Here is a 13,631-nt window from a genome sequence, read left to right on the forward strand (position 1 = left end):
GGCGCGCACGCTGCCGGAAGGAATCCGCCGCCCCCTCTTGCCCGGGTTCAGATAGATCCGAAACACCCTGACCCTCTTGCCGGATACGCGCCGGGCCTCTACGCTGGGGGGGCAGACAACTGCACAGCACGCGGGAGCTCGGGGAGCCGGGCTGAGAGGGTGGCCGTCCCGCCACCGACCGTCTGAACCTGAGCTGGGTAATGCCAGCGGAGGGAGGGGATGCGTCAGAGCCGCCGGTTCGCCGGCGGCTCGTTGCGTGCGTTCGGGGGTGAGGCATGGCGACGACGCTTGCGCAGCAGACCGTCGATGCGGGGATCGCGCCCATCCCGGCCGAACGCCGGGCACTGGGCCTGTGGGATACCTTCGTCCTGTGGGCCGACCTGGGCGTCAGCTTCCTCGTGATGGTGGTCGGGATGTTCCTGGTGCCGGGGCTGGGGCTGGGCCAGGCGCTGGTGGCCATCGTGGTGGGGGCGGTCATCGGCAACGCGCTGCTGGGGCTGGCGGCAGCCATCGGCAGCGACGCCGGCGTGCCGACCATGGTGCTGTTGCGGGCGCCGCTGGGCGTGCGCGGGTCGTACGCGCCGACGGTGCTCAACGTGCTCCAGCTGCTGGGGTGGGCGGCCTTCGAGGTCATCGTGATGGCGCAGGCCACGGACATGCTGATGGTGCGCTTCCTCGGGCTGCCGTCGGCCTACCGCCTGTGGGCGCTCGTCTTCACGGTGCTCACCGTGGTCATGGCGCTGGGCGGCCCGATCGTGGTGGTCAAGCAGTGGCTGGAGCGGTTCGCTGTGTGGGCGGTGGCGGCCTCGACGGTGTGGATCACCGCGGCGCTGCTGGCGGCCCACGACCTGCGGGCGCTGCTCGCCCGGCCGGGCACCGGCGAGATGTCGTTCTGGCTGGCCGTGGACCTGGTGGTGGCGATGCCCATCTCGTGGTTCCCGCTGGTGGCCGACTACAGCCGCCTGGCGCGCTCGCGGCGCGATGCCTTCTGGGGCACGGCGGTAGGGTACTTCGTCCCCCACGTGTGGTTCTACGCCCTGGGCGCGGCGCTGGTGCTGGCGGCGGGCGTGGCGTTCGACCCCCAGGCCCCCATCGCGCCGCTGCTGGCCGCGATCGCCGGGCTCACCGCCGGCTGGCTCGCGCTGCTCGTGATCCTGGTGGACGAGACCGACGAGGCTTTCGCCAACATCTACTCCACGGCCGTCTCGCTGCAGAACCTCTTCCCGCAGGCGTCGCGGCGGCGGCTCATCCTCGGGATCGGGGCGGTGGTGCTGCTGGTGGCGTGGACCGTGCCGCTCACGCAGTACGAGAGCTTCCTGCTGCTGATCGGCTCGGCGTTCGTGCCGCTGCTGGGCGTGCTGGCCGCCGACTACTTCGTCGTGTGCCGCGGACGGTACGAGGCTGCCGCGCTGCTGCTGCCCGGCGGGCGTTACTGGTTCCGCGGTGGGGTGAACTGGCCGGCCATCGTGGTGTGGGCCGTCGGGGTGGGTGTCTACCTGGCGATCGCGGGGCTGCCGGCGCTGGGGGTGCGGGGGCTGGCACCGCACCTGGGCGCCTCGCTGCCCAGCTTCGGCGTGGCCTTCCTGCTGCAGGCGGTGCTGGGGCGCCTTGGCGTCTGGCGCACGCTAGGCCCGCCAGCCCCTGGGACGCGGGCGTGAGCGGTCGGGCCGCGCAGCGACACATGTCACGGCCTCGGTTCCCCTACCTCGGACGCCCGGCACGCGGGCGTGAACGGTCGGGCCGGGCAGCGGGCGAGTGCAGCGCGCAGTGGCCGGGAAGTCACCGCAGCCGCGGGTCGAGCACCTCGCGCAGCCCGTCGCCCACCAGGTTCAGCGCCAGGACGGTCACGAAGATCGCCAGGCCCGGCCACAGCGCCATCCACGGCGCCCGGGTGAGGTAGGCCTGGGCGATGTTGAGCATCGAGCCCCACGACGGCGTCGGCGGCTGGGTGCCCAGGCCCAGGAACGACAGCGTGGCCTCGGCGGTGATCGCGGCCGCCATGGCCAGCGAGGCCTGCACCAGTACCGGTGAGAGGCTGTTGGGCAGGATGTGGCGCCAGACGATGCGCCGGTCGCTGGCGCCCAGCGCACGCGCGGCTTCGACGTAGACCTTCTCGCGCTCGCTCAACACCTGGGCGCGCGCCAGCCGGATGAACCCGGGCGTGAAGACGATCCCCACCGCCAGCATCGCCTTGGTGAGGCCGGCGCCCAGCACGGCGGCGATGGCCAGGGCCAGCACCAGGAGCGGGAAGGAGAGCAGAGCGTCGGTGATGCGCATCAGCACGTTGTCCAGTCGGCCGCGGAAGTAGCCGGACAGCAGGCCCAGCGGCACCCCGACGGCGACGGCCAGCCCCACGGCGATGATGCCGGCCAGCAGCGAGGTGCGCGCGCCGTAGATCACGCGGCTCAAAATGTCGCGCCCCAGGTCGTCGGTGCCCAGGAGGTGAGCGCGGGACGGCGGCTGCAGCAGGGCGCCGAAGTCGGTCCTGGTCGGGTCGGCGGGAGCCAGCGCTGGCGCGAACACGGCGGCCAGCACGACGGCAGCCACGACCCACAGGCCCCACAGCGCCAGGCGGTTGCGCGCGTAGCGGTTCAGGAGGTAGCGGGCGCCGGCGGGCGGGCCGGCCCGGCGGCTGCGGGCGACCAGCAGCGCCTCGTCACGCGCCGCCATGGCTAGGCGCGCGGCTCCTCCACCAGGCGGATGCGGGGGTCGAGCACCGAGTACAGCACGTCGACCGCGAAGTTGACGAACACGACGGCCACGGCGCTGATCAGCACCACGCCCTGCACCATGGGGTAGTCGCGGGTGAAGATCGACTCGATGGCCAGGCGCCCGATGCCGGGCACCGCGAAGATCGTCTCGGTCACGACCGCGCCCCCCAGCAGCCCGCCGAGCTGCAGGCCCATGACCGTCGCCACCGGGATCATGGCGTTCTTCAGAGCGTGCTTGAGGACGACCGCGCGCTCGGCCAGCCCCTTGGCATGGGCGGTGCGGATGAACTCGCTGCCGAGGACCTCGAGCATGCTCGAGCGCAACAGGCGCATGACCAGCGCCGCCAGGGCGGTCCCCAGCACCGTGGCGGGCATAATCATCAACTGCAGGTTGCGCACGGGGTCCACCCAGGGTTCGACGTAGCCCGAGGGCGGCAGCCAGCGCAGGTTCACGGCCAGCAGGTAGATCAGCATGATGCCCAACCAGAAGTTGGGGATCGAGATGCCGGCCAGCGCCACCGTGGTCGCGGTGTAGTCCAGCGCCGTGCGCTGCTTCCAGGCGGCCAGCACGCCCGCGGGCACCGCGATCGCCCAGCCGACGCCCAGGGAGATCACCGCCAGCTCGACGGTGACCGGCAGCTTCAGCAACAGGACGTCCAGCACGGGCCGGCCGTCGCGGACCGACCGGCCGAAGTCGCCCTGGACCAGGCGCCCCAACCACTGGACATACCGGACGACGACCGGGCGGTCGAGGCCCAGCTGCTTGCGGATGGCCTCGATCGCGGCGCGGTCGGCCTCGCCGCCGGCGATCACCAGCGCGGGGTCGCCCGGCACCAGGTTGATCAGCGAGAAGACCACCACGGTGACCAGGAAGAGCACCGGGATCGTGGCCAGCAGGCGGCGGACGATGTAGCGGGTCATGGGAGGGTCCGCGGGCGGCGTGGTGGCCCGTGCCGCCGAGGTCGGGGCACGCTACCGCCGGTCACTATGCAGGTCGGGTTCCCGGGCACGAACGGTGCGCCGCAACGCCGGGCACCCGGCGAGGGCCCGGGCGATCCCATGGGACGGCCCGCCAGGTCCAATCCGTGGAAGCGATACGCCCGAGTCGAGCGGGAGCGCCGACGCATGCTCGAGCGCTGGCCGGCCTCGACCCGGTGCAGAGTGCCCACGCGGGCATGACGACCGCCGAGGTGGACACCACGACGACCCGCCGGATGCTGCGCCACAGGTAGCCCACGAAGCGGTGTACCCAGAGCAGGTACTGCTTCCAGTACGGCTCGCGGGGATCGATCTGCTGGCGCAGGGCGCGCAGGTCGTGGAGCCAGCGCGGGTTCCCCAGCATCTGGAAGAGCGGGTCGTTGGGCGGCAGGTTCAGGACCTCGAACAGGGCCACGCTGAGGAACAGGACCAGCAGGATGCCGATGACCACCCAGCGCCCGATGTCCCACAGCATGGCGACAGGCCGGCGGGCGGGGGCGACCAGTGGCCGCCCCCGCCCCGTGGTGCTACCTCACGGCGCGAGCCAGACGTGCCGGAACCGCATCATGCCGTCGGCGATGTGGACGAAGCCCTGCACCTTGGGCGACAGGAGCTTGTACTCCTTGGGCCACCACAGGAACAGGTAGGGCAGCTCGTCGTTGAGGATCGTCATGATCTCACCGTAGACGCGCTTGCGGTGGTCGGCGGTGGTCAGGATCCGCGCGGCGTCCAGCAGCGCATCGACGCGGGCGTTGCTGTAGGCGCTGTTGTTCAGCCCGCCGTCGGTGACGAAGAACCCGTAGATGTTCCCGTCGGGATCGGGGCGGCCGCTCCACCCCAGCAGGGCCGCCTCGAACCGGTGCGAGTCGAGCTGCGAGAGCAACGTGCCGAACTCGACGATCTCGATGTTCACCCGGATGCCGACCTCGCCCACCATGGACTGGATCACCTGGGCCACCTGCTGCGGGACGCGACCGGGGGTCACCTTCAGCGTGAACGTGAACCCGGTGGGCTGACCCCCCTCGCGCAGCTTCTGCCGGGCCAGGTCGAGGTTCCGCTCGGGGACCTTGGCGTTGGGCCCCGCGTCGTAACCCAGCAGGCCCGGCGGGAACGGTCCGTTGGCGGGCAGCGCCGTGTCGCCGAAGACCACCCGCACCAGCGCCCGACGGTCGATGGCCGCGTTGAGGGCCTGCCGGAGCGCCTTGTTGTTGAACGGCGGGCCGGCCACCATGATCCACATGCCCTGCCAGCCCAGGCCCGAGCGCTCCAGGAGCCGCAGCCGCGTGTCCTTCTTCAAGTTCTCCGCCTCGGTGGGTGGGATCTGGTCGATGATGTCGAGCTCGCCAGCCCGGATGTTGGCCAGGCGCGCCTGCTCGTCGGTGAACGGCCGGTAGACGATGCGGTCGACCCATCCGGCGGTGCGGTCCCAGTGTCGGTCGAACCGCTCGAGCACGATGCGCTCCTGCGGCCGCTTCTCGACGAAGCGGTAGGGGCCCGTGCCGATGGGCTCCCGGGCGAAGTCGCGCCCCAGCCGCCGGGCCGCCGTCGGCGAGACCATCATGCCCGCGCGATCGGAGAGCACGGACAGGAACGGGCTGAAGGGCTTCTCCAGGTCGATCTGCACCGTGAGCGGATCGACGACCGTGACGCGCTGGACCAGGTTGATCTCGGAGCGGCGGGGCGAGCCGAAGGCCGGGTCGAGCATGCGGTCGAAGTTGTACTTGACGGCCTCGGCGTTGAACGGGGTGCCGTCGTGGAAGACGACGTTGGGGCGCAGCTTGAAGGTGTAGGTGCGGCCGTTGTTGGTGATGGTCCACGACGTGGCCAGCATCGGGACGATCTCCAGGTCCTGGTTGATGTCCACCAGCTTGTCGAAGAAGTTCTGGAAGACCTGGCGGTCGACCGCGGCCGTCGACCGGTGGGGATCCATGTTCGGGGGGTCAGCGTTCAGCCCGACCCGCAGAGTGCCCCCGCGGCGGGGGGACTGGGCGAAGGCCATCGCGGTGACCAGCGCCACCAGCACGACCACCACGAGGACGACTCGCTTCACACGCATCACCTCCGTGGCCAGCGGACCGTAACACGCCGGGCAGCGTGCTTCAGGGCCACTGCTTCCCGAGACGTCCGGGTTCTCCTGCTGCGGTGGTTCCAAAGGAACCGGGCCGGGGCTGGCTGCGGGCTCGGGGCCTCCGGCAAAGGGGCGGCCCCGGGGGCTAGCCCCCGGGGCCGCCCCCCGGCGCGTTGGTGGGGCGGTGGTGGTCTCCACGCGCCCCGCGGCCGCCTCCGTTGCCCCCGGCGCGTTGGTGGGGTGGTGCGCGCTACTGCACCACGATGACACCCTTCATCTGTTCGACCGGCGTGTGGATCTGGCAGACGTACTCGTACCGCCCGGGCTTCGTGAAGGTCAGGCTGTAGCGCTTGGGCAGCATGGGCGGCGTGCCCTCCGGGAAGAGGATGCCGGAGTTCAGCATGCCCCTGCCGTCGTAGGTCTGCGTCTTCGAGACCATGAGCACCTGCTCGTGGAAGCGCAGCCTGGGTGGCCCGCCGGGCTGCGGCTCGGCCACGATCAGCTCGGGCTGCCTGGCGCCCGCGAAGAACGTCACCGTGTGGATCTCGAAGGGGTCTTTCATTACCCAGGTCACGGTCGTGCCCCGCTTCACCGTCAGCGGGCCGCGGGTGTACCGGAACACCGAGTAGCCGGCCCTGGCATCGCCGATCATGGGCACGACGACCTCATTGCCCTTCCGCGTGGCCGCCAGCTTGGCGAGCGCGGCCTGTCCCGCGCGCAGGGTCGCCTGCTGCTCCGCCTTCCCCTTGGCCAGCACCGCTGCCGGGGTGCTGCGGGCGCGCGCCCCCACCACGACCGTGCCTGCCTGGGCCGGGCCGTGGATCGCGCAGTAGTAGTGATACGTGCCGGCCTTGGTGAACGTGAGCTGGTAGCTGGAGGGCTTGGGGAACTCCTTTGGTACCCCGGAGTTCCGCAGCCCGGTGCCGTCGTAGCTGGCGTCGCCCACGGGGAAGAAGACCTGGGGGTTCAGGTACCGTTTGCCGCCTTCCTCGACCTCGAGGGCGAGCGGCTGGGCGCCGCTGAGGAACGTCACCGTATGGAACCCTTCGACCTGCCACTTCACCGTGTCGCCCACCGCGATCTCTACGACGCGCGGATGGTAGGCATTGGACACGACCGCCCAGTCTTTGGTGTTGCCGCCGGCCAGCACCGTCCACGTCTGTGCGGCGGCCGCCGTCCGGGGCCCGATCGTGAACGGCAATCCGAGCAAGGGCAGAACGATCAGTGCCAGGAGCACCCTGCGCATCTCTGTTCCCCCCCCAAGATGGCCGGTCGGAGCCCCGCTCCGACCGGACGTGTTCGGCCGCCCTGCCGCCACTGCCAGTCGTCAGCGCAGGCTCAGGCGGCCGACCGGACGTGTTCGACCGCTCCGACACCACCGCGGGCGCGATGGCCTGCGGGCGTCTGGCGGTCCTCGGTGCGCGCACCTCCTCTCCTGGAGTGTCAGTGCACCTCGATGGTCCCCAGCATCCCGTTGAGCACGTGCGGGCGGCAGAGGTACCGGTAGGTCCCGGCGCGCGTGAACGTGAACGAGAACCGCTGGCCGACGGCCAGCACGCCGTCCCACCCCGCGTCGATGCCGGTGGTGGTGTGCATGAGGGTTCCGCGGTTGATCCAGGTGACCGTGGCCCCGGCCGGGATGCGCAGCGTCGCCGGCAGGAACCGGTTGTCGGTCACCTCTACGGTGATCTCCGCGCCCCGCGCCGGCAGCCACGCGCGCCACCAACGTGAGGTGACCGGGCCGACCTGGGGCACCCACCGCGGGGCCAACAGCAGCGCGCCGGCGACCAGCGTCAGCACGACGATGGCCAGCCACCGGGCGCGCTGCGGGGAGGTCATGCGGGGCGGATCACGCGGATGGTAAACACTCAATTACCATAGCACAAAATTGTCCCGATTGACATCAGGAGTATATCCGCAGCCGCGGGTCCTGCCGTGCCGGGGCCGACGCCGCCGTGGCTGCGGGCGGGCTGACATCGGCATTACATCCGCAGCCGCGGGTCCAGGGCGTCGCGCAGACCGTCACCGATGACGTTGAGGGCCAGCACGGTGACGAAGATGGCGGCGCCGGGGAAGAGCGTGAGCCAGGGGGCACGCTCGATCCACTCGCGGCCCTGGGCCAGCATCGCGCCCCACGAGGGCGTCGGGGGCTGGGTGCCCAGCCCCAGGAACGACAGCGCGGCCTCGGCGAGGATGGCGAAGGCCAGGGACAGCGACGCCTGCACCACCGCGGTGTCGATGGTGCCCGGCAGGACGTGCCGCAGGACGACGCGGCCGTCGGAGGCCCCCAGGGCGCGCGCGGCCTCGACGTACTCCTGGGCCTTCACCTGGAGGGTGCTGGCCCGGACGACCCGAGCGAAGATGGGGATGTAGACGATGCCGATGGCGATCATGACGTTGACGGTGCCCGGGCCCAGGATCGCCATGATGGCGATGGCCAGCAGGATCGCCGGGAACGCCAGGACGACGTCCATGGCGCGCATGATGAGGCTGTCGGTCCGGCCGCCCACGTAGCCCGCGGTGATGCCCAGCACGACGCCCACGCTCAGGGCGATGCCCACGGCGATGGCGCCGACCTGCAGGGAGATGCGGCTGCCGTGGATGATGCGGGAGAGGACGTCGCGGCCGAAGTCGTCGGTGCCCAGTGGATGGCGCAGCGACGGTGGCTGCAGGCGCTCGGGCATCGCGATCTGCAGCGGCGGGTAGGGCGCTACCAGGTCGGCGAAGATTGCCGAGCCCACCAGCAGCCCGACGACGACCAGGCCGGCGGCGGCCAGCCGGTGGCGGCGCAGCATCTTCCACACGCGTGTCAGCGTGCCGGCCGGGCGGTACGCTGGCCACTGCTGCACGGCCGCGTCGCGCTCCCGCGTCGCGAGTTCCCGGGCCATGGGCGCTACCCGGCCTCGGCGGCCGCGCAGCCATCGCCGCGGCCGCCGGGCGTATGGGCGGTCCAAGCCTTACCCACCATAGCGGATCTTCGGGTTAAGCCAGGTGTAGGCGACGTCCACCAGCAGGTTGGCCAGCGCGAAGACGGCGGCCACCACCAACACCACCCCCTGCACCACGGGGTAGTCGCGCTGCGAGACGGCGATGAGCACCAGCCAGCCGACCCCGGGGTAGGCGAAGACCTGCTCGATGATCACCGCGCCGCCCATGAGGAAGCCGAACTGCAGGCCCAGCACCGTGACGGTGGGGATGAGGGCGTTCTTCAACGCGTGCTTGTAGACCACGACGCGCTCCGCGAGCCCCTTGGCGCGGCCCGTGCGGATGAAGTCCTGGGCCAGCGTCTCCACCATCGACGACCGCGTGAAGCGCGCCAGGCTCCCTGCGAGGAACAGGCCCAGCGAGAGCGCGGGCATCGCCAGGTGCCGCAGGTGCTCGCCCAGCCCGCGGGCCACCGGCGCGTAGCCCGACGCGGGCAGCCAGCCCAGGGAGAGGGAGAAGAGGAGGATGAGCAGGATCCCGAACCAGAACGACGGCATGCTGACGCCGAACAGCGCCAGCGAGGTGATGGAGTAGTCCAGGCCCGTGTACCGCCGGCTGGCCGAGATCACACCGGCGGGGATGCCGATCGCGGCGGCCACCAGCATGGCCACCAGCGTCAGCTCCAGCGTGACGGGGAACCGGGTGAGGATCAGCTCGGCGACGGGCTTGCGGCTGATGTACGAGACCCCCAGGTCGCCCTGGAGCACCCGGCCCAGCCACAGGCCGAACTGCACGATCCACGGCCGGTCCAGGCCCATGGCGCGGCGCACGCGGGCCAGTTCTTCCGGCGTGGCCTGCACGCCCAGCAGCGTGGCCGCGGGATCGCCCGGGGTGAGCTTCAACATGACGAAGACCACCACCGAGATCCCGCACAGCACCAGGACCATGTGGAAGAGACGGCCGGCCAGGTAACGAGTCACGGCGAATGAGGCGGGGAGGAGGTCGCGACGGCCTCCTCCCCGCCGCGGGGCCGGCGGGCGATCAGCGGGCCAACCACACGCGCCGGAAGTCCATGTCGTAGCGTCCGGTCATGACGAAGTCCCGCAGGTCGGCGGTCACCGGCATCACCGACTCGCGGTAGACGATGTGGGTCATGGGCGCGTCGGCCACCAGCTTCTCCTGGATCTGGTGGTAGAGCGCCTGCCGCTCGCGCTGGCTGGTGGCCAGGCGGGCCCGATCCAGCAGTTCGTCCATGCGCGGGTCCGCGTAGCGCCAGATGTTGAACACCTGGCCCGACTTCAGCCACTGGTAGAAGAAGTCGTCGGGGTCGATGCCCCCCGAGATCAACACGATCTCCGCTTCGTAGTTCCCCTGCGAGACCACCTCGCGGATCCAGGTCGACCATTCGAGCTGGACGATGTTGAGCCGGATGCCCAGCTGCGCCAGCGAAGCCTGCAACAGCTCGGCCATCTTGATCTGGTCGGGGTAGGTGGGCGAGACCTTGACGCTGATCTCGCTGGGCCGGGGGTTGGCCTCGGCCAGATAGCGCCGCGCCCGGTCCAGGTCGTAGCCGTGGGCTCCCCGCACCTTGGGGTTGAAGGCCCAGTGGCTCTCGGGGATGGGCACCATGGCGGGCTTGGCATGACCGAACAGGATGTCGTCCACGATGGTCTTGCGGTCGACGGCCCAGGCCAGGGCCAGGCGCAGGTTGGGGTTGTTCTGGAACGGCGGCCGCTGCATGTGGAACCCCAGGTGGTCGCGGACCACGCCCATCTGCCGATAGACCTTGATCTTCGGGTCGCGCTCCAGCGTGCTGACGTCCTTGAGCGGCACCGCGTTCAGGACGTCCACGTCGCCGGTGCGCAGCGCCACCACCCGCGTGGCGGGCTCGGGGATGGGCCGGAACTGCACGCCGGCCAGGTAGGGCAGGCTCTCCTGCCAGTAGGCGTTGTTGCGCCGCAGCGTGATGTGCTGGCCCGAGACCCACTCGACGAACTGGAACGGGCCGGTGCCGATGGGCTGGCGGGCGAAGTCGTGCCCCGGGAGCTTCGGCACGATGCGCAGGGTCTCCAGCTTGGAGATGAACGGCGAGAACGGCGCCGACATCACGAAGCGCACCGTGTAGTCGTTCACCACCTCGAGGGCCTTCACCGGCAGGAAGTCGGGCCGGCGCGGCGAGGCAAACCGCTGGTCCATCACCCGCTCGAAGGTGAACACCACGTCCTCGGCCTTGAACTCCTTGCCGTTGTGGAAGCGCACGCCCCGGCGCAGGTGGAAGACGTACGTGGTCGGGTTGGGCTGCTCCCAGCGTTCGGCCAGCAGCGGGACCATGCCGTCCAGCGTCGGGTTGGCCCGCACCAGCCCTTCGTAGATCTGCGTGTAGACCTGGAAGCCCACGATGGTGACCGACTTGTGCGGATCGATCGTATCGATCTCGCCGTCGAGCGCCACGCGCAGCGTGCCGCCGCGCCGGGGCTCGACGGCCCCCGCCGCGGCGGGTGGCAGGCGTCCGGCCAGCACGTCGGCCACGAATCCGGCCGACAGGCCCAGGGCCGCGGCCCGGGCCAGGAACGCGCGGCGCGACAGCCTGCCCGTCCAGAAATCCACAGCGAGCCGATCGACCTGCGACATGCCCTTCCCCCCTCTCGGTGGTCAGCGTGCGGTCTTCGGCGTGCGTGGACTGCGGACCGGTTGCTGAGGGCTTGTTCACGAACGGCCCGCCAACTCCTGCTGCGCACCGCCCGCGGCCCCGGGAGCGCCCGCGTGGCGCTGGCGCGGCGACGCCGAGGCGCTCTACGCCTGCACGACCTCCACGGCCTGACGCACCGCCCGCAGGTTGGCGTCGGGCGCGTCGATGGGGATCACGCACCCGGCGGTGACGATGTGGCGATGCCCTTTGGTCTGGGCGATGGCGTCCCGCACCTCGGCGATGACCTTCTCCGGGGAGGCGCCGCCGATGGTCTCCATGCTGTCCACCCCGCCGGCGAGGGTGCCGGAGTAGAGCTCGCGTGCTTCGGCCAGGCTGGGGTGCGTCTTGCGGTCGTGCCAGTTGATGACGTTCACGGGGTAGTCGGTGAGCTGCTCGAACATGATGCGCTCGCCGTGGATGTGGAGCAGGATGATCTCGGCGTGGCGCGCCGCGTCCAGCACCCGCAGGTCGTAGGGGCGCCCGAACTCCTCGTACTCCTCGATGGTCATGTAGGCCGTCGAGGCGCACTGGGTGGCGAAGAAGATGCCGTCGGCCCCGGCGGCCAGGCACTCCTCGGCGAAACGGCTTGTGGCCTCGGCGATGATGTCGAGGCCCTCGTGCATCTCGTCGGGCGTCTCGCGCAGGTAGCGCAGCAGGGCGGTCTCGCCGGCCAGGCTGCGGGCGATGGTCAGCGGGCTGAACACCGACGCCAGCACGATCTCGTCGGGCAGGGCCTTGCGGATCAGCCGGATCGTCTGCAGCTCGCGGCCGTGGGCGCCGGCGGTGACGTCGAGCCGCTTGAGTTTGGGCCAGTCGGTCTCCTTCTTGATGGGCCGGTCGGTGTAGTGGCGCACGCCCTCGCGGTTGGGGCGGTAGACCGACCGCAGCCCCCAGTCGTCACCGTAGAAGGACGAGGCCGGTGTGATCTTCAGGAAGTCCCAGTCGTAGGTGGTGAAGAAGGCCACGTGGGCCTGGGCCAGCAGGTCCGGCTTGTGGTCCTCCTGCGGGAAGTGCCGCCACAGCGCCACGGGGGGGCGGTCGACCGGCTTCCCGTCGATCGCGGCGTACACCCGTTCGCGCTTCGTCACCGATCTCCACTCCTTTCGCTGCACGCGCGTTCACGGCACCCGCGCCCCGTCCGACGCCTGGGCGAGGATCGCGCGCAGCGCCTCCATGGTGATGTTCGCGCCACTGAGAATCAGCCCGACCTTCCGGCCAGCGAGGCGATCCCGCAGGCGCCTGGCGGCCGCGACGGGCGCCGCGCCGGCGTGCTCGGCCACCTGGCGGGTCGTTTCGAGGAGAATTCGAATCCCCTCCTCCATCTCCTCGTCGGTCACCAGGACCATGTCGTCCAGGCGCTCCCACAGGATCCGCAGCGTCAGCTCGAAGGGCACGCGGCTCGCCAGGCCCTCGGCCTTCGTGGCGACCTCGGCGGTCGGGATCATCCGGCGCTCCCGCCACGACCGGGCCACGGCGGGCGCGCCGGCGGCCTGCACGCCGATCACCTCGATCCGGGGGTTCAGGGTCTTGGCGACGATGCAGTGGCCGCAGGCGCCCGAGCCCGCGCCCACTGGGACGACGACGACCTCCAGGTCGGGCACGTCTTCCAGGAGCTCCAGGCTGATGGTGGCCACGCCGGCAATCAGCAGGGGTTCGTTGGCCGAGTGGATGTAGCGATAGCCTTCGGCGATGGCAGTGCGCTCGACCCACTCGCGAGCCTCGTCGAAGTCGCGCCCGACCTCGACGACCCGGGCGCCCAGATCGCGCATCGCCGCCAGCTTGACGGGGTTGGCGTTGCGCGGCACCCCGATGGTGGCGGGCACGCCGAACAGCCGCGCCGCGTAGGCCACCGACTGCCCGTGGTTGCCCGTGGACGAGGCGATCACGCCGCGCCGCCGCTCCTCGTCCGTCAGGCGTGCGATCAGGTTGATGCCGCCCCGGACCTTGAAGGCGCGCGTGGGGTTGACGTTCTCGCACTTGACGAAGGCCTGGCAGCCCAACACCCGGTCCAGCAGCGGCGAGGTGACCACCGGGGTGCGCCGCAGGTGCGGCGCGATGACCCGGCGGGCGTCGAGCACATCGGCGAATGTCGGGGGGCGCAGGTCCGTCACCGATCCTCCTGCACAGGTCGCATCGCGAGGGAACCCCTTTTGCCCAGTGCCGGCGGCTGGGCGTGGCGGTGATCCACGCCCTGCGCAGGTCGCAGCATGGGAGAACCCCCCTCGCCTGCCAGCCGGGCGTCGGCCTCGCGATCCCCTGT

12 protein-coding genes and 1 riboswitch are annotated in these 13,631 nt (G+C 70.9%); of the genes, 1 reads left to right on the plus strand and 11 read right to left on the minus strand.

The window, feature by feature from the left end; translation table 11 throughout:
- Nucleotides 1-120 precede the first annotated feature (120 nt).
- A riboswitch (TPP riboswitch) is annotated at nt 121-233 on the plus strand.
- 42 nt (nt 234-275) lie between these two features.
- Complete coding sequence (gene cytX / locus QN157_07235; GenBank protein ID MDR7555385.1) at nt 276-1,658, plus strand: putative hydroxymethylpyrimidine transporter CytX; 1,383 nt, start codon at nt 276-278, stop codon at nt 1,656-1,658.
- Between the two features lie 121 nt (nt 1,659-1,779).
- On the opposite strand, the gene QN157_07240 is transcribed toward cytX, so the two are convergent.
- The 11 genes from QN157_07240 to QN157_07290 form a co-directional block, all read right to left on the minus strand.
- Entirely contained in the window at nt 1,780-2,670 is an 891-nt protein-coding gene (locus tag QN157_07240) for an ABC transporter permease (GenBank protein MDR7555386.1), read from the minus strand.
- A gap of 2 nt (nt 2,671-2,672) precedes the next feature.
- The gene (locus QN157_07245; protein ID MDR7555387.1) at nt 2,673-3,632 is read right to left on the minus strand and encodes an ABC transporter permease; all 960 of its coding nucleotides are present in this window, start codon (nt 3,630-3,632) and stop codon (nt 2,673-2,675) included.
- Nucleotides 3,633-3,696: 64 nt separating this feature from the next.
- The gene (locus tag QN157_07250; protein ID MDR7555388.1) at nt 3,697-4,164 is read right to left on the minus strand and encodes a hypothetical protein; all 468 of its coding nucleotides are present in this window, start codon (nt 4,162-4,164) and stop codon (nt 3,697-3,699) included.
- Between the two features lie 57 nt (nt 4,165-4,221).
- Nucleotides 4,222-5,739, minus strand: a complete 1,518-nt coding sequence (locus QN157_07255; GenBank protein MDR7555389.1) for an ABC transporter substrate-binding protein — start codon at nt 5,737-5,739, stop codon at nt 4,222-4,224.
- Nucleotides 5,740-6,007: 268 nt separating this feature from the next.
- Complete coding sequence (locus tag QN157_07260; GenBank protein MDR7555390.1) at nt 6,008-7,003, minus strand: hypothetical protein; 996 nt, start codon at nt 7,001-7,003, stop codon at nt 6,008-6,010.
- 197 nt (nt 7,004-7,200) lie between these two features.
- Nucleotides 7,201-7,596 (minus strand): plastocyanin/azurin family copper-binding protein, encoded by a 396-nt coding sequence (locus QN157_07265; protein ID MDR7555391.1) that lies wholly within the window; start codon nt 7,594-7,596, stop codon nt 7,201-7,203.
- A gap of 143 nt (nt 7,597-7,739) precedes the next feature.
- The gene (locus QN157_07270) at nt 7,740-8,645 is read right to left on the minus strand and encodes an ABC transporter permease (protein ID MDR7555392.1); all 906 of its coding nucleotides are present in this window, start codon (nt 8,643-8,645) and stop codon (nt 7,740-7,742) included.
- Between the two features lie 69 nt (nt 8,646-8,714).
- A complete protein-coding gene (locus tag QN157_07275) occupies nt 8,715-9,662 on the minus strand; it encodes an ABC transporter permease (GenBank protein MDR7555393.1) in 948 nt (315 codons plus the stop codon).
- 61 nt (nt 9,663-9,723) lie between these two features.
- The gene (locus QN157_07280) at nt 9,724-11,313 is read right to left on the minus strand and encodes an ABC transporter substrate-binding protein (GenBank protein MDR7555394.1); all 1,590 of its coding nucleotides are present in this window, start codon (nt 11,311-11,313) and stop codon (nt 9,724-9,726) included.
- Nucleotides 11,314-11,475: 162 nt separating this feature from the next.
- Nucleotides 11,476-12,459: a uroporphyrinogen decarboxylase family protein gene (locus QN157_07285; protein ID MDR7555395.1), complete on the minus strand. Its 984-nt coding sequence runs from the start codon at nt 12,457-12,459 to the stop codon at nt 11,476-11,478.
- Between the two features lie 30 nt (nt 12,460-12,489).
- On the minus strand, nt 12,490-13,482 hold the full coding sequence (locus QN157_07290) for a threonine/serine dehydratase (GenBank protein ID MDR7555396.1): 993 nt from the start codon (nt 13,480-13,482) through the stop codon (nt 12,490-12,492).
- Nucleotides 13,483-13,631: the final 149 nt, after the last annotated feature.

It is taken from the genome of Armatimonadota bacterium (genome assembly GCA_031459855.1).
GTDB classification, from domain to species: Bacteria; Sysuimicrobiota; Sysuimicrobiia; order Sysuimicrobiales; family Humicultoraceae; genus Fervidifonticultor; species Fervidifonticultor primus.